Below are 18,843 nucleotides of genomic sequence, written 5' to 3'. Positions count from 1 at the left end.
ACTAGATGGTGGACAGGAACGCCTTGGTGCGCTCGTGCTCGGGGTGGCCGAACAGTTGCGCGGGCGGGGCGTCCTCGATGATGCGGCCCGCGTCCATCACGACGATGCGATCGGCCACCTCGCGGGCGAACCGCATCTCGTGGGTCACGACGATCATCGTCATGTTCTCCTGGGCCAGTTCCCGCATCACCGCGAGCACCTCGCCGACCATCTCGACGTCGAGCGCACTGGTCGGTTCGTCGAACAGCATCACCTTGGGCCGCATCGCCAATGCCCGCGCGATCGCGACGCGTTGTTGTTGACCACCCGAGAGCTGGCTGGGTCTCGACTCGGCCTTGTCCGCGAGGCCGACCCGCTCCAGCAGGTCCAATGCGTCCTGACGCGCCTTGTCCTTCGGCGTCCCGAGCACTCGGACGGGGCCGTTCCAGACGTTCTCGACGGCCGTCATGTGCGGAAACAAGTTGAAATGCTGGAACACGAAGCCGATTTCGCGACGGCGCCGGGCGAGCTCACTGGTGCTGACCTTCTTCTTGCTGGTGCTGTCGCGGTGCCCGATCGGCACGCCGTCGACCAGGATCTCGCCGCTGTCAACGGTTTCCAGGTGGTTCACTGACCGCAGCAGCGTCGTCTTGCCCGCACCCGACGGTCCGATCAGGACGACAACCTGTCCGCGCATCACGTCGAGTGAGACGTCGTCGAGCACCTTGCGTCCGCCCAGGGTGCACGACGCCTGCCGGATCGACACGATGGGGGCCGTCGCGCTCATCCGTGCACCTGCAGGACCGGGGTCGAGGCTGCCGCGCGGCGGGCGCCGAGAAGCCGTTGTGTGATCCTGACCCGCTGCTCGATGCCCAACTGGCGGGCCAACCGGTTCTCGATGTCAGCCTGGATGAAGGTCCAGATCGTGGTGAGCGCAAGGTAGTAGATCGCTGCGACGATGAAGATCTCGAACGTGTGGAAGGTGTACGAACTGATCGACTGCGTGACCAGGAACATCTCGCTGACGCCGATCACGGACAACACCGACGTGGTCTTCATCATGCCGTTGAACGAGTTGCCCAGCGGCGGCACCATCACCCGAAGGGACTGCGGCACGATGATCCACCGCATCACCTTCCCGGGCTTCATCCCCAGCGACGCCGCCGCCTCGAACTGTCCCTTCGGCACGGAATCCAGTCCGGCACGGATGATTTCGGCGATGTAGGCGCTTTCGTTGATCATCAGCCCGAGGATCGCGGCCTGCACCGCTGCCTTGACGGAGAAGCCGACCAGCGAGACATCGTGGAACTGGTAGAGGCCGACGGCGGCCAGCCCGGTGTAGATCAGCACCAACTGGACCAGCAGCGGCGTGCCGCGGATGACCCAGATGTACACGCTGGCGCACCAGCGCAGAACCGCGTAGCGCGACCGTCGCATCAGGGCGATGATCAGTCCGAGGGCGGTGGCCAAAAGCATTGCCACCACCGAGATCACGATGGTGAGCAGCAGCCCGTTGAGGAATGGCGCACTGGGCGTCACCAGGCTCTTCCAGAAGAACGGCCAATCGAAGTGCATCTACGACCCGCCGATCACCTGTTGATGCTCAGGTCGGTCTGCCCCCACTGCCCCAGGATTTTGTTGTACGTGCCGTCGGATTCCAGTTGGTTGAGCGCGTCCTGAATTGCGTTGTGCAGCTCGGTGTTTCCCTTCAGCGTGGCCGCGCCGATCTTGATGGTGCCGAAGGGCTGGCCCGCCATCTGGATCTGTGCGCCGGTCTTGGTCGCGTAGTACCCCAGCGACTCGGCGGTGTCCAGGTAGGCGTCGACCTGGCCGTTCTGCACTTGTTGGATGGATACGTCGGCGTGGCTGTTGCGGGTGATGTCGACCCCTTGTTTGCCTGCGGCCGTGCACTTGTCGGACTGCTCCTGCGATAGCGATTCGGCCGTCGTCGCGACCGCGACGATCACCTTCTTGCCGCACATGCTGTCGTCCAATCCGGTGATCGCGGCCGGATGTGCTTTCGACACTGCGATTCCGGTGCCCGACCAGATGTAGGGCACGAAGTCGACGACTTTCTCGCGCTCGGGCTTGATGTACAGCTGCGCCATGATCACGTCGCACTGCTTGGCTTGCAGGGTCGGGATGACGGCGGCGAACGCGGACTCGACGAATTGCGGGGTGAGCCCGAGCTTGCCCGCGATGGCCTTGCCCAGATCGACCTCGCTACCCACCAGGGCGCCGGTCTCGTCGTGGTAGACGCTCGGCGGCGTGCCGTCGTTCTCGGTGCAGATCTTCAGCGTGCCCGCCTGCAGGATCGCCGGCGGGGCGACCTTGGCGGGTCCGGTGGGAGTCGATGCCGCCTGTTCGGACGACGACGAACAACTGGTCAGAGCGAGGGCGACGGCGCCGAGGATGACACCGGCAAGGGCGGACTTCTTCACGGTTCCTCCTGGACTGGGGCGGTTCGGCGAGGCGTCAGAGTGACGCTCGCCACACGCTGGCCTATCAAACGATAGGCTCCTATCGGCTGATAGGCCAGCCCGTTGCCAGGTTCGGTCCGCTTTGTTGCACAGAATTAACGGGTCGCGAGTTCACCGAGACGCTGCTGCGTGACACCGCGGATCTGGTCGAGCCTCGTCCCGTCGACGAGCAGCGCCCGCACCACGAAGTCGGCGGCCTGCATCGGCCGGTGCGCCCTGATGCGACCGCCGGGGCCGCCCTGCTCCCGAACCGTTTCGAACAGCACACCGTTCACCGCACGCTGCACGAAGCTCGGCTCGAACACCACGAACTCACCGGCCTCCCGGCCGCCGGTGATCAGTCGCTCGACCAACTCGTGAAACAGCGCGATACCTGTGCGCTCGTCGGCGAATTCGTCGAGGCCGAGCACGGCGTCCTGATACAGGCCGCGGGCGTCGAACGGCTGCACCAGCGCCTCGTGCACGTCGCACGCGATCGTCAAGTGAAGCTTCTCCGCCCACGTCGAATCCTCGGCAATGCGGCTGCGGACCCGGTCGATCGATGGGCCGAGGTCCAATTCAACTAGCGTGCGGAAGATTTCGTGCTTGGCCTCGAAGTGATGGAACAGCGACGGTTGCCTGATCTGCACCGCGTCGGCGATGTCACGGGTGGAGGTGCCGAAGTAACCACGGCGGGCGAACAACCCGGAGGCCGCAAGCAGGATGCGGCCCCTCGTCGACGCCCAGTCGACGGGAGGCGGCTGCCAACCCTGCCCGTACTTCACGGCTCGATTGTGTCACCGAGTCGATCTGTGGCCGGACGACGGCCTCAGCGCTTGGTGAAAATCGTTCGGTGCCAATCCTTGTCGGCGACACCGGTGATATCGCTCATCACGTGCTTGATGGTCAGGTACTCCTCGAGCGAGTAGTCGCTCATGTCCTTGCCGAAGCCCGAGGCGCCGAGGCCGCCGTGCGGCATCTCGCTGATGATCGGGATGTGGTCGTTGATCCACACGCAACCGGCCTTGATGTCGCGCGACGCGCGCTGCGCGCGGTACACGTCGCGCGTCCAGGCCGACGCCGCCAGGCCGTAGTCGGTGTCGTTGGCCTGCCGGATCGCGTCGTCGTCATCGGTGAACGACCGCACGGTCAGCACCGGACCGAAGATCTCGTCGCGGTAGACCTCCGACTGCTCGGAGACATCGGCGATCAGCGTCGGCATGTAGAACGAACCCGGCCGGTCGGGTGCGGCGCCGCCTGCGACGATCCGGCCTCCCTCGCCGGGTGCGCGGGCCACCATGCCCGCGACCTTGTCGCGGTGCGCCTCGCTGATCAGCGGGCCGAGGTCGGTGTCGGCGTCATGCGGATCGCCGACGGCGACCTTGCCCATCACCTCAGCCACCCCGGCGACGAAGTCGTCGTAGAGTTCGCGGGCCACGATCGCGCGGGTGGCGGCGGTGCAGTCCTGCCCGGTGTTGATCAGCGATCCGGCCACCGCGCCCTGCACCGCGGCGTCCAGATCCGCATCGTCGAACACCACGAACGGCGCCTTGCCGCCCAGTTCCAGTTGCACGCGGTGGCCGTGCACGGCCGCGGCGGCCATCACCTTGCGGCCCACCGCCGTCGACCCGGTGAACGTCACCACGTCGACGTCGCGGTGTCCGGCCAGCGCCGTGCCGACGTCGGAACCGGCGCCGGTGACGACGTTGAACACGCCGTCGGGCAACCCGGCCTCGCTGGCCAACCGTGCCAGCGTCAGGGTGGTCAGCGGCGTGAGCTCACAGGGTTTGATCACCACGGTGCAGCCTGCGGCCAAGGCGGGCAACACTTTCCACACCGCCATCTGCAGCGGGTAGTTCCACGGCGTGATGGTGCCGACCACGCCGACGGCCTCACGCCTGATGCTCGACGTGTGATCGCCGGAGTATTCCGCGGTGGCCTTGCCTTCCAGATGGCGGGCCGCGCCCGCGAAGAAGTCGATGTTGTCGACGCTGCCCGGCACGTCGAACTCGGTGGCCAGCCGGACCGGCTTGCCGGTTTGGCTCACCTCCTCGGCCACCAGGTCGTCGGCGTGATCGTCGGCGAGCTTGGCGAGCTTGGCCAACACGGCCGACCGGTCCGCCGGCGTCGCCGTCGCCCACTCGGACAGGGCGGCGCGCGCGGACGCCACGGAACGGTCCACATCGGCGGGGGCGGCCAGCGCGTATTCGGCCGTCGCCTCCCCGGTGGCGGGGTTGATCACCTGATGCAGGCTGCCGCCGGTGACCACCGGGGCGCCATCGATCCAGCTGCCTGCCACGCTGGTAGCTACGGTTTTGGAAGGAAGCAGAGTCATGGCTCAAACGCTAGCCGACGCGCAACCGCTCGGCTACGCATTCCTTCCGCGCAGGGCCCTCTAAACGAGGGAATTCATGGTCATGGTTGCTTGTAACGACGGATTCCGTGCACAATCTCTGGCATGGCTAATCCGGGTGCTACGCAACCGATGGGCCCCGTCTCGTTCCGCGTCAACCAGTCTCGACCTGGCGCGGCGTTCCAACTCGACGAATTGTCGAAGCAGATCATCGAGAAACTGCAGCAGGACGGCCGCAGGTCGTATGCCGGCATCGGTAAGGCGGTCGGGCTGTCCGAGGCCGCGGTGCGCCAGCGCGTGCAGCGGATGGTCGACGCCGGCGTCATGCAGATCGTCGCCGTCACCGATCCGATGCAGTTGGGCTTCGCCCGCCAGGCGATGATCGGCATCCGATGCACCGGGGACACCACCCGGGTGGCCGAGAAGTTGGCGGCCATCGAATCGGTCGACTACGTCGTGCTGACCGCGGGCTCGTTCGACGCCATCGTCGAGGTGGTCTGCGAGGACGACGACGATCTTCTCGACTTACTCAATACCCAAATTCGCGCATTGCCGGGAGTGATATCCACAGAGACGCTCGTTTATTTGAGACTTGTTAAGCAGCAATACAATTGGGGTACTAGATGACAACTACCGATATCACACAAGAAGTTTCAACCGACCTCGGAGCAAAAGCCGCCCGGCATCTGTGGGGTCACTTCGCGCGGCACGGCGAGGGCATCACGCCGCCGATCATCACCCGCGGCGAGGGCGTATACATCTACGACGACAAGGGCAAGGCCTATATCGACGGCCTCTCAGGGCTTTTCGTCGTGCAGGTGGGCCACGGCCGCAAGGAGCTGGCCGAGGCCGCGGCCAAGCAGGCCGAGACGCTGTCGTTCTTCCCGCTGTGGTCCTATGCCACGCCGAGTGCGATCGAACTGTCCGAACGCCTGGCGAACTATGCGCCAGGCGATTTGAACCGGGTGTTCTTCACCACCGGCGGCGGCGAGGCCGTCGAGTCGGCGTGGAAACTGGCCAAGAACTACTTCAAGCTGACCGGCAAACCCGGTAAGCACAAGGTGGTTTCGCGGTCGATCGCCTACCACGGCACGCCGCAGGGCGCGTTGGCCATCACCGGCCTGCCGGTGTTCAAGGCGCCGTTCGAGCCGTTGACTCCCGGCGGGTTCCGCGCGCCGAACACCAACTTCTACCGGGCACCGGAGATCTACGCCCACGACGTCAAGGCATTTGGGCAGTACTGCGCCGACCGCATCGCCGAGGCCATCGAGTTCGAGGGTCCCGACACCGTCGCGGCGGTGTTCCTCGAACCCGTGCAGAACGCCGGTGGCTGCTTCCCGCCGCCGCCCGGATACTTCGAGCGGGTCCGCGAGATCTGCGACGAGTACGACGTTCTGCTGGTCTCCGACGAGGTGATCTGCGCCTACGGCCGCATCGGCTCGATGTTCGCCTGCGACGACTTCGGCTACGTGCCCGACATCATCACGTGCGCAAAGGGTTTGACGTCGGGCTACTCGCCGATCGGCGCGATGATCGCTTCCGACCGGCTGTTCGAACCGTTCAACGACGGCAAGACCACGTTCGCCCACGGCTACACGTTCGGCGGGCATCCGGTGTCGAGCGCGGTCGCGTTGGCCAACCTCGACATCTTCGAACGCGAGGGCCTCAACAACCACGTCAAGGAAACCGCGCCTGCCTTCCGCGCGACACTGGAGAAGCTCTACGACCTGCCGATCGTCGGTGACGTCCGCGGCGAGGGCTTCTTCTACGGCATCGAACTCGTCAAGGATAAGACCACCAAGGAGACGTTCAACGACGAGGAGTCCGAGCGCCTGCTGCGTGGCTACCTCACCCCGGCGCTGTTCGAGGCCGGCTTGTACTGCCGTGCCGACGACCGTGGCGACCCAGTCGTGCAGTTGGCGCCGCCGCTGATCAGCGGGCAGAAGGAATTCGACGCCATCTACGACATCCTGCACGGCGTGCTCAGCGAAGCGGGCCGCCGCCTCTAGCCCGTCTTTCCCGCGAAACGGCATTCCGGCACGCAAAGTTCGAGAAGAGGCGTGCTGGAATGCCGTTTCGGCGCACTAGGGGAGTCACATTCGCAACTTCAACCTCATCAGTCACAGCGCGCCTCCACGGATTCGGGGGGCGGACCACCTAATCTGCGCTCACGATGGCGAACATTCGAGTCGTGTTTCCACGCGCCGCGGCGCTGGCGGTAGCGCTGTTCCTGACGGCAGCTCCTGCGCTGGCAGGTGCCGAACCCGAAGCAGCACCGGTGTGCCCGTACCGGGAGACCACGCCACCTGCCGTCGACTCCTCCGAGGTGCCGGAGTCGGGTGATCCGCCCGCGCCGCTACCGGTGCCCGCGAAGCCGCTCGGCGGCGACGCGCTGTCCGGCTGCGGCATCATCACCGCCCCCGGCACACCGCCCGTGCCCGACGACATCTCGGCCGAGGCGTGGTTGGTCGCCGACGTCGACAGCGGCGACGTCATCGCCGCCCGCGACCCGCACGGCAGGCACCGGCCCGCGAGCATCATCAAGGTGCTGATCGCGATGCAGGCGATCAGGGACCTGCCCATCCACAAAGTGGTGGCAGGCACGCAGGAGGACGCCAACGCCGAAGGCACCAAGGTCGGCGTCGGCGAGAACGGCTTCTACTCGATCAACGACTTGTTGCACGGGCTGCTGATGCACTCCGGCAACGACACCGCGCATGCGTTGGCCATGCAACTCGGCGGGATGGACGCCGCGGTGAAGAAGATCAACGACCTCGCAGCCAAGCTGGGCGGCAGGGACACCCGCGCCGCAACCCCGTCGGGTCTGGACGGACCCGGCATGAGCACGTCGGCGTACGACATCGGCCTGTTCTACCGATATGCCTGGCACAACCCGGTTTTCACCGACATCGTGGCGACCAAGAGCTTCGACTTCCCCGGCCGCGGCGACGCCGGCTACCCGGTGGAGAACGACAATCAACTGCTCTACCACTACCCCGGCGCGATGGGCGGCAAGACCGGTTACACCGACGACGCGGGCCAGACCTTCGTCGGTGCCGCCAACCACGACGGCCGACGACTGATGGCGGTACTGCTCAAGGGAACTCGCCAGCCGATCGCGCCGTGGGAGCAGGCGGCGCACCTGCTCGACTACGGGTTCGCGACGGCGCCGGGCACCAAGGTGGGCACGCTGATCGAACCCGATCCCTCGTTGCTCGCACCCGAACCGACCACGGCGGCCAACCCCGCGGCGGCGCAGGCCGCGGCGTCGCTGCCCGATATCGACGCGATGCCGGTCCGGGTCGGGGTCGGCATCGTCGGCGCGATCATCGTCTTCGGCTTGATCCTCGGCGCACGATCGCTGAACCGGCGGCCTCAGCACTGACGTCGGATCGCCGAAGCTACGGTTTGTGACGGATTTCGCCTGATTTCCCGTCATAACCCGTAGTCTCGCCGCAGCACTTCATTTGCTACCGTCGGACCCGTCAGCGAGTGACACCGGACGAGGGGCGACGTACCCGGCCAGCGACAAGACGGCGCATGCACGGAGGTGCGCCATGGCGTGGGTGATCTTGATGGCATCGGGTGTGCTGGAAGCGGTGTGGGCGACGGCCCTGAGTCGCTCCAGCGGTTTCACCCGACTCGTTCCCTCGGTGATTTTCGTTGTCGCCCTGTTCTTTTCGATGGCCGGGCTGGCGATCGCGATGCGCAGCCTGCCGCCGGGCACCAGCTATGCGGTGTGGGTCGGTATCGGCGCCGCGCTCACGGTCGGGTACGCGATCCTCACCGGGCACGAGAGCGCCTCGGCGGTCAAGCTGGTGCTGATCACTGGCATCGTCGGCTGCGTGATCGGCCTGAAGGCGATCAGCTGAGCCGCCGCGGCGCGCGCTGGCCTTCCGCGAGCCTGCCGAGCGCCAGCGCGCCGACCAACAGGCCGAAGTCGCGTAGCGCGACGTCGTAGAAGCCAGGTCCGGTCAGCAGATTGACGATGATGCCGGCGAGCCACAGGGCGACGACGTAGGCGCCGATGCGAGGCGCGACGGCCACCAGAATGCCCGCGACGATCTCGATCACCCCGACGATGTACATCCCGGTCTGGGCGGATCCGGGCAGGATGCCGTCGATCCAGGGGGCCAGGTACTTCGGCCAGTCGGTCATCACGTTGAAGAACTTGTCCAGCCCGAACAGGATGGGCGCCACCGTGAAGACCGTGCGCAACAGCAGAAATGCCTGGTAGGACGGGTCAGCCAGGCGGGTGCGATCGACATAAGCAGCAGTAGCCATGTCTCCATTCCTTTCTAACGAATAATAATTCTCACGTTAGAACTGGCGACTTCTATCGTCAATAGTCTTGTACGTTAGAAGGGTGCATGAACCGTTCGCCGACCGCGACGCCGCCGGCATCGGCGCGCTCTCCGACCCGCTTCGCCGTCGCCTCTATCTGTTCGTGTGCGCCCAACCCGATCCCGTCAGTCGCGAGCTCGCGGCCGAGCGCCTTGGCGTTGCGGCGCACCAGGTGAAGTTTCACCTCGACCGTCTCGAACGTGACGGATTGCTCGACACGATCTATGCGCGCGTGAGCGGTCGCACTGGCCCGGGCGCGGGTAGGCCCGCGAAGCTGTATCGACGCACCGACCGGGAGATCGCAGTCTCACTTCCCGAACGCCAGTACCAACTTGCCGGCAGGTTGATGGCCGACGCAATCGCCGAGTCGACCGATGCGGGGACCCCTGTCATCGAGGCGCTGGACCGCCTTGCCCACTCCTACGGCCGTCGCCTCGGCGATGCCGCCGTGGGTGATCAGCTTCCGCGCACCGTCAGCGCGGCACTTGATCTGGCCGTGCGAACCCTCGCCGAAAACGGTTACGAACCGCGCCACCAGGACGCGCGAGTCGTGATGGCCAACTGCCCGTTTCACACGCTGGCGCGGGCGCAGACCGAACTCGTCTGCAAGATGAACCACGCCCTGATCGACGGGCTGGCAGGCGCGCTCGGACCGCACGCGCCGATCCCCGAATTGGACCCGGCGCCCGACCGCTGCTGCGTGGTGCTGACCGCGGCAGGCAAAGGTTAGTGCCTGCGTAACCGCGAAAACGTCAGCGCCCCAAAGGCTCCCGCAGCCACCGCGGCCAGCGCGCCGCCCACCCCGAGGCCCTCGCGGAACTGCACACGCGGAGTGATCTGCGCCGGCGCGGGTGGTTCGATCGGCTCCTCGACCAGGTTCTCGGTCGCCGTCGCCGCCCACGCCGTCGCGAACAGGATGAGCCGCGAGGTGATGTACGCGAACACCATCAGGCCCAGCACCGGTCCGAACGTCGCGCCCGCCGGGCCTGTCACCACCGACCGCAGGTAGATCGACGCCACCTGCTTGAAGATCTCGAACGCAACCGCGGCGAGCAGTGCCGCGCGCAGCGCGCTGCGGAAGCTCACTCGTTCACGCGGCAACCGGGCGATGATCCAGCTGAACAACAGCCACGAAACCAGGACCGAGACCACCAACGACGCCGCCCGCAGGGCCAGACTCACGCCTGGAAGATCCTGCAGCCCAAACCATTCCAGCACATGTCGCATCACATCGGAGCTGCCCAGCGCAGTCATCGCGATCGTCACCACGATCGCCGCGAACAAACCCGTGATCGCGAGCAGATCGGACAGCTTGGTGCGCAGAAAGCCCGGTGAATCGTGGCGCATCAAACCCCACATCTGCGACAGCGCCTCACGCAGATTCGCCATCCACCCGAGCCCGGCCCACGCCGCGGTGGCCAACCCGATGATGCCGACCGAGGTACGCGAGTCGATGGCCGATTCCATCAACTTCACCAGCTGTTGGCCCGACCCGCCGGACACCGTCGACTTGATCTTGTCCTCGATCTCGGCGAGCAGGTCCGGTTGGCTGGCCAGGACGAAGCCGGCGATCGCGAATCCCACCATCAGCAACGGGAACAGCGCGAAGACCGTGAAGTAAGTGATGCCCGCCGCGTAGAAGTCGCCCTTGCTGTCCTGATAGCGCTGCTGCGCCCGCATCGCGTGGTCGAACCAGGCGTATCTGGCGCGCAGACGATCCAGCATCCCCGGCTTGTCCGGCTCGGTCATTCCGACCTCCCGAAGCGTTACGCGCGTGGCGCTAAGAAACCCAACCGGTCGTATACCCGCTTGAGGGTCTTCGCAGACACGTCGCGAGCACGCTCCGCGCCTGCGGCCAGGGTCGACTCGAGTTCGGCGGGGTCGGCCAGCAGTTCGTCGACGCGCGCCTTGATCGGCGTGACGAACTCGACGACGGCCTCAGCGGTGTCGGCCTTCAGGTCGCCGTAGCCCCGGCCGACGTAACCCTCGACGAGCTTGTCGACGTCGGTGCCGGTGACCGCACTCTGGATGGTCAGCAGGTTGGACACCCCCGGCTTGGCCGCCTGGTCGAACCGGATCTCGCGCTCGCTGTCGGTCACCGCGGAGCGGATCTTCTTGGCCGTGGCCTTCGGCTCGTCGAGCAGGCTGATCAGCCCTGCCTCGGTGGCCGCCGACTTGCTCATCTTCGCCGTCGGATCCTGCAGGTCGTAGATCTTGGCGGTGGCCTTCTGGATCAGCACGTCGGGCACCACGAAGGTGTCGGGGAACCGCGCGTTGAACCGCTGCGCGACGTCGCGCGCCAACTCCAGATGCTGGCGCTGGTCCTCGCCGACCGGGACGAGTTCGGTGTCGTACAGCAGCACGTCGGCGGCCATCAGCACCGGATAGGTGAACAGCCCGACGGTGGTGGCTTCGCTGCCTTCCTTCTGCGACTTGTCCTTGAACTGCGTCATCCGCGACGCCTGCCCGAAACCGGTGAAACAGCCCAGCGCCCAGGCGAGTTCGGCGTGCGCGGGCACGTGGCTCTGCACGAACACGGTGCTGCGCGCCGGGTCGATGCCAAGCGCCAGGTATTGCGCGGCCGTCACCAGCGTGCGCCGCCGCAACTGCTCGGGGTCCTGCGGGATGGTGATCGCGTGCAGGTCCACCACGCAGAAGAACGCGTCGTAGTCGTCCTGCATGCCGACCCACTGCTTGATCGCGCCTAACGCGTTGCCCAGGTGCAGGGAATCAGACGTGGGCTGGACACCGGAAAAGACGACGGGGCGGGAGTTGCTCATGATGGGTCGATTTTCGCACGCCCTCAGCCAACGGATTTGTCGGCGCTCTGCTCCCGGGACTGCTCGAGCGCCCGGCGCGCGAACACCCAGCGCTCGGTGATCGTCATCTGGCCACGGCCCCTGCCGAGGAAGGTGATGAACCACGAGATGACCGCGACGAGCCTGTTGCGCCCACCCACCAGGTAGTAGAGGTGCAGGCCCAACCACGCGAGCCAGGCCAGGAAGCCGCCGAACTCGAGCTTGCCGATCTGGCACACCGCGGAGAACCGCGACACCGTCGCCATGCTGCCTTTGTCGAAGTACTTGAACGGTTTTCGCGCGGCTGGGTCGTCGCCTTTGAGCCCGGCCTTGATCTGCTTGGTGGCGTACACCGCGCCCTGGATGGCGCCCTGCGCCTGGCCCGGCACGCCGGGCACGCTCATCAGATCGCCGACGACGAACACGTTCGGGTGGCCCTTCACCGTCAGGTCGGGTTCGACGACCACCCGGCCCGCCCGGTCGGTTTCGCTACCGTCGGACTGCTCCGCGATCAGCTTGCCCAGCGGGCTGGCCTGCACACCGGCCGACCAGACCTTGACCGCGCATTCGATGCGGTGCTGCTCGCCGTCCTTCTCCTTGACCGTCAGGCCCATGTAGTCGACGTCGGTGACCATCGTGTTGAGCTTCACCTCGACGCCCATCTTCTCCAGCCTGCGCTGCGCCTTGAGCCCGAGCTTCGGGCCCATCGGCGGCAGCACCGCGGGCGCGGCCTCCACGAGGATGACCCGCGCCTCGGCCGGGTCGATGGTGCGGAAGGCGCCGGTCAAGGTCCGGTCGGCGAGTTCGGCGATCTGCCCGACGACCTCGACGCCGGTCGGACCCGCGCCGACCACGACGAAGGTCAGCCGGCGCTTGCGTTCCTGCTCGGAGGTGGTCACCTCGGCGGCCTCGAACGCGCCGAGGATGCGGCCGCGCAACTCCAGCGCGTCGTCGACGGTCTTCATGCCTGGCGCGAACGCCTCGAACTGGTCGTTGCCGAAGTACGACTGCTGCGCGCCAGCGGCCACGATCAGGCTGTCGAATTCGATCACCCGCTCCCAGTCGAGCAACTTCGAGGTGACGGTCTTGTTCGTCAGGTCGATGCCGACCACCTCGCCGAGCAGCACCCGCGTATTTTTCTGCTTACGCAAGATGATTCGCGTCGCGGGCGCGATTTCGCCGACCGACAGGATGCCGGTTGCCACCTGGTACAGCAGCGGCTGGAACAGGTGGTGGGTGGTCTTCGCGATCAGCGTGACGTCGACGTCGGCGCGTTTGAGGTGCTTGGCGGCGAACAGCCCGCCGAAACCCGAACCGATGATGACGACGCGATGGCGCCGGGCGGTGGTCATCGGCTGACCCTAACCGTATTCGACGGTCACCGGCGCGTGGTCGGACCACCGCAACGCATATTCCGCCGCCCGCTCCACCCGCGCGGTACGCGCCCGCGCCGCCAGCGTGCGGGTGGCCAGTTGATAGTCGATGCGCCATCCGGCGTCGTTGTCGAACGCCCTGCCCCGCCACGACCACCACGAGTACGGCCCTGCCACATCGGGGTGCAGCACGCGGACCACGTCGACCCAGCCCGCAGCCAAAAGTTCAGTGAGCCATTGCCTTTCGGCGGGTAGAAACCCCGACTTCTTGACGTTGCCCTTCCAGTTCTTGATGTCGTTCTCGGTGTGCGCGATGTTCCAGTCGCCGCACACCACGGCATCGCGGTCGGTCAGCGTCGCCATCCGGTGTGCGAGGGCGGCCATGAACCGTTCCTTCTCCAACTGCCGGTCGGTGCCCGCCTCACCGGTCTGCACGTAGACGCTGGCGACGGTCACCCCGTCAGGCCCAAATCCCAAGTCGACCTCGATGTAGCGGCCGTGCAGCGCGAACTCGTCGACGCCCAGATCGCGAACCTCCTTGATGGCATGCCGACTCAGCACCGCAACCCCGTTGCGGCCCTTGACATCTCCGCCCGCCGACGCCAGATGCCAGCCGCCGGACAGCGCGGGGGCCAATGCGGCGGCCAGTTGGTCGTCGTCGGCGCGGGTTTCCTGCAGGCACACCACGTCGGCCTTCGTTTCGGCCAGCCACGGCAGCAGGCCCAGGTTGGTCGCCGAGCGCTGCTTGATCGCGGCGCGCACACCGTTGACGTTGATGGTCGTGACGATCACGGGGGCTGACCGTACCCGAGCCTGCCAAAAGGGGACGGGCTTGCGATACCGCCGGTATCACCTTTATGGTCGGGCACATGACAGGAACGTCGCTGCGCGCGCCCATTCATCTGGGCTCCGGCGAGCCGATGCTTTTGCTGCATCCGTTCATGATGTCGCAGAACGTGTGGAAAGACGTCGCTCCACTGATTGCTGACACGGGTCGCTACGAGGTGCTCGCGCCCACCATGCCCGGCCACAACGGCGGCGTGAAGGGCCGCTTCTTCCTGGACACCGCCGAACTGGCCGACGACATGGAACGCCGGATGGACGCCCTCGGCTGGGACACCGCGCACATCGTCGGCAACTCGCTGGGCGGCTGGGTCGCGTTCGAGCTGGAACGCCGCGGCCGCGCCCGCACGCTGACGGGTATCGCGCCCGCAGGCGGGTGGAGCCACTTCACGCTCGCCAAGTTCGAGATCGTGGGCAAGTTCGTGGCCGGTCTGCCGGTGTGGCTGGTCGCCAAGGCGCTCGGCCAGCGGTCGCTGCGACTGCCGTACGTCCGTCAACTCGGCTACGTGCCGATCAGCGCGCGCGCCGACCGCCTCACCGACGAGCAGTGGCGCGACATCATCGACGACGTCACCCACTGCCCGGCGTACTACCAGCTGTTGGTGAAGTCGCTGCTGATGCCCGGGTTGATGGAGCTGGCCCACGGCACCGCGCCGACGCATCTGGTCATCTGCGAGAAGGACCACGTGCTGCCGCACCCACGGTTCACCCGGCACTTCACCGCCCACCTGTCGGGCAGCACCGAGATCACCCATCTCGACGACGTCGGGCACATCCCGATGTTCGAAGCGCCGCAACGGATCGCGGAGTTGATCGTCGGCTTCGTCGACCGCTACGCGTCACCACCGCCGCGCGAGGCGATCAGCTAGCATCGAGCGCCTTCTTGAAGTCGACGGCGATGCTGTCGAGGAACTCCTCGCTGGTCTGCCACGGCTGGTCGTCGCCGATCAGCAGCGCCAGGTCCTTGGTCATCTGACCGCCTTCGACGGTGCCGATCACGCTGTGCTCCAACGTATTTGCGAACTTGATGACGTCGGGCGTGTTGTCCAGCTTGCCGCGGTGCGCCAGCCCGCGTGTCCACGCGAAGATCGACGCGATCGGGTTCGTCGACGTGGGCTTGCCCTGCTGGTACTGCCGGTAGTGACGGGTGACGGTGCCGTGCGCGGCCTCCGCCTCGACGGTCTTGCCGTCCGGCGTCAACAACACCGACGTCATCAGGCCCAGTGAGCCGTAGCCCTGGGCGACGAGGTCGGACTGCACATCGCCGTCGTAGTTCTTGCACGCCCACACGTACCCGCCCTCCCACTTCAGGCACGACGCGACCATGTCGTCGATCAGTCGGTGCTCGTAGGTCAGGCCCGCGGCCTCGAACTTGTCCTTGTACTCGTCGTCGAAGATGCGGCCGAACTCGTCCTTGAACATCCCGTCGTAGCCCTTGAGGATCGTGTTCTTGGTCGACAGGTAGACCGGGTATTTCTGTTGCAGCCCATAGTTGAACGACGAGCGGGCGAAGTCCTGGATCGACTGCTTGAAGTTGTACATCCCCATCATCACGCCGCCACCCTCGGGGATGTGCACGACGTCGTGCACGATCGGCTCGCTGCCGTCGTCCGGGGTGAAGCTGACGGTGAAGGTGCCTGGCTTGTCGACCTTGAAGTTGTCGGCGCGGTATTGGTCGCCGAACGCGTGCCTGCCGATGACGATCGGCTTGGTCCAGCCCGGCACCAGCCGCGGCACGTTCTCGATCACTATCGGTGCGCGGAAGATGGTGCCGCCCAGGATGTTTCGGATGGTCCCGTTGGGCGAGAGCCACATCTTCTTGAGGTTGAACTCCTTGACGCGGGCTTCGTCGGGCGTGATGGTCGCGCATTTCACGCCGACACCGTGACGCTTGATGGCTTCGGCAGCGTCGATGGTGACCTGGTCGTCGGTCTGGTCTCGATGCTCGATGCCGAGGTCGTAGTAGTCCAGGTTGACGTCCAGGTAGGGCAGGATGACCTTGTCCTTGATCATCTTCCAGATGACGCGGGTCATCTCATCCCCGTCGAGTTCTACGACGGTGCCCTCGACCTTGATCTTGGCCATCGTCAGACCTTTGCCGACTCCAATGCCGAATTCAGCGTCTTGCTCGGCCGCATCACCGCCGTGGTCTTCTCCCGGTCGGGGTAGTAGTAGCCGCCGATGTCCACCGACTTGCCTTGTACCTGCGCCAATTCCGACACGATGGCGTCCTCGTTGTCGGCCAGGGTCTTGGCCAGCTTCGCGAAGTGGTCGGCCAGTTCCTTGTCCTCGGTCTGCTCCGCCAGTTCCTGCGCCCAGTACATGGCGAGGTAGAACTGGCTGCCCCGGTTGTCCAACTCGCCGGTTTTGCGCGACGGGCTCTTGTTGTTGTCCAACAGCTTTCCGATCGCGGAGTCCAGCGTGGTGCCGAGCAGGGTGGCCCTCTTGTTGTCGGTCTTGCGGCCGATGTCCTCGAAACACGCTCCGAGAGCCAGGAACTCGCCGAGCGAATCCCAGCGCAGGTGGTTCTCCTCGACCAGCTGATGGACATGCTTTGGCGCCGAACCGCCCGCCCCGGTCTCGTACATGCCGCCACCGGCCATCAACGGCACGATCGACAGCATCTTCGCGCTGGTGCCCAGCTCCAGGATCGGGAACAGGTCAGTCAGGTAGTCACGCAGGATGTTTCCGGTCACCGCGATGGTGTCCTGCCCGCGGATCAACCGCTCCAGCGTGTACCGCATGGCCCACACCTGCGGCATGATCTGGATGTGGAGGCCCTCGGTGTCGTGGTCCTTCAGGTACTCCTTGACCTTGTTGCGCAGTTCCACCTCGTGCGGCCGCTCCGTGTCGAGCCAGAACAGCGCCGTCATGCCCGAGGCCCGCGCCCTGGTCACGGCGAGCTTGACCCAGTCGCGGATCGCGGCGTCCTTGACCACCGGCATGCGCCAGATGTCGCCGGTTTCGACGTTCTGGGTCAGCAGCACCTCGCCGGTGTCGACGTCAACGATGTTGGCGACGCCGTCCTCCGGAATCTCGAACGTCTTGTCGTGCGACCCGTACTCCTCCGCCTGCTGAGCCATCAGCCCGACGTTGGGGACGGTGCCCATCGTGGTCGGGTCGAACTGGCCGTGCGTCTTACAGAAGTTGACCATCTCCTGGTAGATGCGGCTGAACGTGGACTCCGGGTTGACCGCCTTGGTGTCCTTGGTGCGCCCGTCGGCGCCGTACATCTTCCCGCCGAGACGGATCATGGCGGGCATCGACGCGTCGACGATCACGTCGCTGGGCGAATGGAAGTTGGTGATGCCGCGGGCCGAATCCACCATCGCCAGTTCCGGGCGGTGCTCGTGCACGGCGTGGATGTCCTGGATGATCTCCTCACGCTGTGAGGCGGGCAGCGTGGCGATCTTGTCGTACAGATCGCTCATCCCGTTGTTGACGTTGACGCCGAGTTCGTCGAGCACCTCCTGATGCTTGGCGAACGCCTCCTTGTAGAAGACCTTCACCGCGTGGCCGAACACGATGGGGTGGCTCACCTTCATCATGGTGGCCTTGACGTGCAGCGAGAACATCACGCCGGTCTTGTAGGCGTCCTCGATCTGCTCTTCGAAGAAGTCGCACAGCGCCTTACGGCTCATGAACATGCTGTCGATGATGTCGCCCGCGTCGAGGGCCACCTCCGGCTTGAGCACCACCGTCTCGCCGCTCGTGGTCTCCAGCACCATCTTGACCTTGCGGTCGGTGTCCAGCGTCATCGACTTCTCGCCGTGGTAGAAGTCGCCCTTCTTCATGGTCGCGACATGGGTGCGCGACGCCTGCGACCATTCCCCCATGCTGTGCGGATGCTTGCGGGCGTACTCCTTGACCGCCTTGGGCGCGCGTCGATCCGAATTGCCTTCGCGCAGTACGGGATTGACGGCGCTGCCGAGAATCTTGGCGTACCGCTCCTTGATCGCCTTCTCCTCGTCGTTCTTCGGCTCGCCCGGGTAGTCGGGCAGGTCGTACCCCTTGGCCTTGAGCTCCTTGATGGCGGCCAGCAACTGCGGCACCGACGCGCTGATGTTCGGCAGCTTGATGATGTTGGTGTCGGGGTGGTGGGTGAGCTCGCCCAGCGTGGCCAGGTTGTCCGGCACGCGCTGCTCCTCGGTCAGCCGGTCGGAGAACTCGGCCAGGATGCGCGCGGCCACCGAGATGTCACTGCTTTCGACGTTGATCCCCGCAGGCTCGGTGAAGGTCCGCACGATCGGCAGAAACGAATACGTCGCGAGCATCGGCGCCTCGTCGGTCAGCGTGTAGATGATGGTCGGCTGCTCGGCGCTCATGTGGTCTTCTCCCGGCGTCAGTTTCGGTTCTATATGTCCTATCGCGCGCCAGACTACAAGCGCCGCTGCGCACACGAGGGGCCAGCTTCGCCTACTGACCAGTAGCTTCACCAACCGCGGAAGATGGGGAGCTACTCCCGATGCCGCCGAGGCGACGCCGGCGCGACGATCACATCGGCCGCAGACGGCGCTGGCACCCGGTCAGCGACATGAGATACGCTTCTGTGCGGTCATGAGTGCCAGCGTCAAGCCCCGGCTTGCTGGCCGGCAACCCTCCAACCGCGGTGGGGTGCCCCGGGTGATTGACCAGGTTGAGTAGCCGCCACCGGCTACCGGCAAGCGCGGGTCCGTTGTGACGGGCCCCCAGAG

The 18,843-nt window shown here is 65.8% G+C and carries 18 protein-coding genes and 2 riboswitches; of the genes, 6 read left to right on the top strand and 12 right to left on the bottom strand.

The window, feature by feature from the left end:
* Position 1 precedes the first annotated feature (1 nt).
* The 5 genes from C1A30_RS12000 to C1A30_RS11980 all read right to left on the bottom strand — a co-directional run bounded on the left by C1A30_RS12000 (position 2) and on the right by C1A30_RS11980 (position 4,773).
* Positions 2-766: an amino acid ABC transporter ATP-binding protein gene (locus tag C1A30_RS12000; protein WP_101948538.1), complete on the bottom strand. Its 765-nt coding sequence runs from the start codon at positions 764-766 to the stop codon at positions 2-4.
* Entirely contained in the window at positions 763-1,554 is a 792-nt protein-coding gene (locus C1A30_RS11995; protein ID WP_101948537.1) for an amino acid ABC transporter permease, read from the bottom strand. Before C1A30_RS11995 ends, C1A30_RS12000 begins: the two co-directional genes overlap by 4 nt.
* A gap of 14 nt (positions 1,555-1,568) precedes the next feature.
* Complete coding sequence (locus C1A30_RS11990; RefSeq protein ID WP_101948536.1) at positions 1,569-2,420, bottom strand: ABC transporter substrate-binding protein; 852 nt, start codon at positions 2,418-2,420, stop codon at positions 1,569-1,571.
* Between the two features lie 134 nt (positions 2,421-2,554).
* A complete protein-coding gene (locus C1A30_RS11985) occupies positions 2,555-3,223 on the bottom strand; it encodes a TetR/AcrR family transcriptional regulator (protein ID WP_101948535.1) in 669 nt (222 codons plus the stop codon).
* A gap of 44 nt (positions 3,224-3,267) precedes the next feature.
* Positions 3,268-4,773, bottom strand: a complete 1,506-nt coding sequence (locus C1A30_RS11980; RefSeq protein ID WP_101948534.1) for a gamma-aminobutyraldehyde dehydrogenase — start codon at positions 4,771-4,773, stop codon at positions 3,268-3,270.
* A gap of 123 nt (positions 4,774-4,896) precedes the next feature.
* On the opposite strand from C1A30_RS11980, the gene C1A30_RS11975 reads away from it, so the two are divergent.
* The 4 genes from C1A30_RS11975 (at position 4,897) to C1A30_RS11960 (ending at position 8,663) form a co-directional block, all read left to right on the top strand.
* On the top strand, positions 4,897-5,418 hold the full coding sequence (locus C1A30_RS11975; protein WP_067807227.1) for an Lrp/AsnC family transcriptional regulator: 522 nt from the start codon (positions 4,897-4,899) through the stop codon (positions 5,416-5,418).
* Complete coding sequence (locus C1A30_RS11970; RefSeq protein ID WP_101948533.1) at positions 5,415-6,800, top strand: aspartate aminotransferase family protein; 1,386 nt, start codon at positions 5,415-5,417, stop codon at positions 6,798-6,800. The genes C1A30_RS11975 and C1A30_RS11970 overlap by 4 nt, the downstream gene beginning before the upstream one ends.
* A 164-nt stretch (positions 6,801-6,964) precedes the next feature.
* Positions 6,965-8,176, top strand: coding sequence for a D-alanyl-D-alanine carboxypeptidase family protein (locus tag C1A30_RS11965; RefSeq protein ID WP_101948532.1), 1,212 nt, complete (start codon positions 6,965-6,967; stop codon positions 8,174-8,176).
* Positions 8,177-8,266: 90 nt separating this feature from the next.
* A riboswitch (guanidine-III (ykkC-III) riboswitch) is annotated at positions 8,267-8,334 on the top strand.
* A 14-nt stretch (positions 8,335-8,348) separates the two neighbouring features.
* On the top strand, positions 8,349-8,663 hold the full coding sequence (locus C1A30_RS11960; RefSeq protein ID WP_101948531.1) for a multidrug efflux SMR transporter: 315 nt from the start codon (positions 8,349-8,351) through the stop codon (positions 8,661-8,663).
* Here the strand turns inward: C1A30_RS11960 and C1A30_RS11955 are convergent.
* Positions 8,656-9,075, bottom strand: a complete 420-nt coding sequence (locus tag C1A30_RS11955) for a DoxX family membrane protein (RefSeq protein WP_101948530.1) — start codon at positions 9,073-9,075, stop codon at positions 8,656-8,658. The genes C1A30_RS11960 and C1A30_RS11955 overlap by 8 nt on opposite strands.
* Before the next feature lie 82 nt (positions 9,076-9,157).
* Between C1A30_RS11955 and C1A30_RS11950 the strand changes: the two genes are divergently transcribed.
* Complete coding sequence (locus C1A30_RS11950) at positions 9,158-9,865, top strand: metalloregulator ArsR/SmtB family transcription factor (protein WP_101948529.1); 708 nt, start codon at positions 9,158-9,160, stop codon at positions 9,863-9,865.
* On the opposite strand, the gene yhjD is transcribed toward C1A30_RS11950, so the two are convergent.
* Genes yhjD through C1A30_RS11930 form a run of 4 tightly spaced genes read right to left on the bottom strand, consistent with a single transcriptional unit; the run spans position 9,862 to position 14,098 of the window.
* Positions 9,862-10,884: an inner membrane protein YhjD gene (yhjD, locus tag C1A30_RS11945; RefSeq protein ID WP_101948528.1), complete on the bottom strand. Its 1,023-nt coding sequence runs from the start codon at positions 10,882-10,884 to the stop codon at positions 9,862-9,864. The two genes, C1A30_RS11950 and yhjD, sit on opposite strands and share 4 nt — an antisense overlap.
* A 17-nt stretch (positions 10,885-10,901) precedes the next feature.
* The gene (gene trpS, locus C1A30_RS11940) at positions 10,902-11,915 is read right to left on the bottom strand and encodes a tryptophan--tRNA ligase (RefSeq protein WP_200828241.1); all 1,014 of its coding nucleotides are present in this window, start codon (positions 11,913-11,915) and stop codon (positions 10,902-10,904) included.
* A 23-nt stretch (positions 11,916-11,938) separates the two neighbouring features.
* Entirely contained in the window at positions 11,939-13,285 is a 1,347-nt protein-coding gene (locus tag C1A30_RS11935) for an NAD(P)/FAD-dependent oxidoreductase (RefSeq protein ID WP_101948527.1), read from the bottom strand.
* Between the two features lie 9 nt (positions 13,286-13,294).
* Positions 13,295-14,098: an exodeoxyribonuclease III gene (locus tag C1A30_RS11930; protein ID WP_101948526.1), complete on the bottom strand. Its 804-nt coding sequence runs from the start codon at positions 14,096-14,098 to the stop codon at positions 13,295-13,297.
* A gap of 65 nt (positions 14,099-14,163) precedes the next feature.
* Between C1A30_RS11930 and C1A30_RS11925 the strand changes: the two genes are divergently transcribed.
* The gene (locus tag C1A30_RS11925) at positions 14,164-15,018 is read left to right on the top strand and encodes an alpha/beta fold hydrolase (RefSeq protein WP_369974123.1); all 855 of its coding nucleotides are present in this window, start codon (positions 14,164-14,166) and stop codon (positions 15,016-15,018) included.
* On the opposite strand, the gene C1A30_RS11920 is transcribed toward C1A30_RS11925, so the two are convergent.
* Together C1A30_RS11920 and C1A30_RS11915 are read right to left on the bottom strand one after the other, a co-directional pair.
* Positions 15,011-16,234 (bottom strand): NADP-dependent isocitrate dehydrogenase, encoded by a 1,224-nt coding sequence (locus C1A30_RS11920; RefSeq protein ID WP_369974122.1) that lies wholly within the window; start codon positions 16,232-16,234, stop codon positions 15,011-15,013. The two genes, C1A30_RS11925 and C1A30_RS11920, sit on opposite strands and share 8 nt — an antisense overlap.
* A 2-nt stretch (positions 16,235-16,236) precedes the next feature.
* On the bottom strand, positions 16,237-18,474 hold the full coding sequence (locus C1A30_RS11915; protein ID WP_101948525.1) for an NADP-dependent isocitrate dehydrogenase: 2,238 nt from the start codon (positions 18,472-18,474) through the stop codon (positions 16,237-16,239).
* 228 nt (positions 18,475-18,702) lie between these two features.
* Positions 18,703-18,822, top strand: a riboswitch (SAM riboswitch).
* The last annotated feature ends 21 nt before the right edge of the window (positions 18,823-18,843 follow it).

This window comes from Mycobacterium sp. 3519A, from assembly GCF_900240945.1.
Taxonomy (GTDB): domain Bacteria; phylum Actinomycetota; class Actinomycetes; order Mycobacteriales; family Mycobacteriaceae; genus Mycobacterium.
Note: the sequence above shows the minus strand (reverse complement) of the source record. Positions and strands in the feature narration are given on the sequence as shown.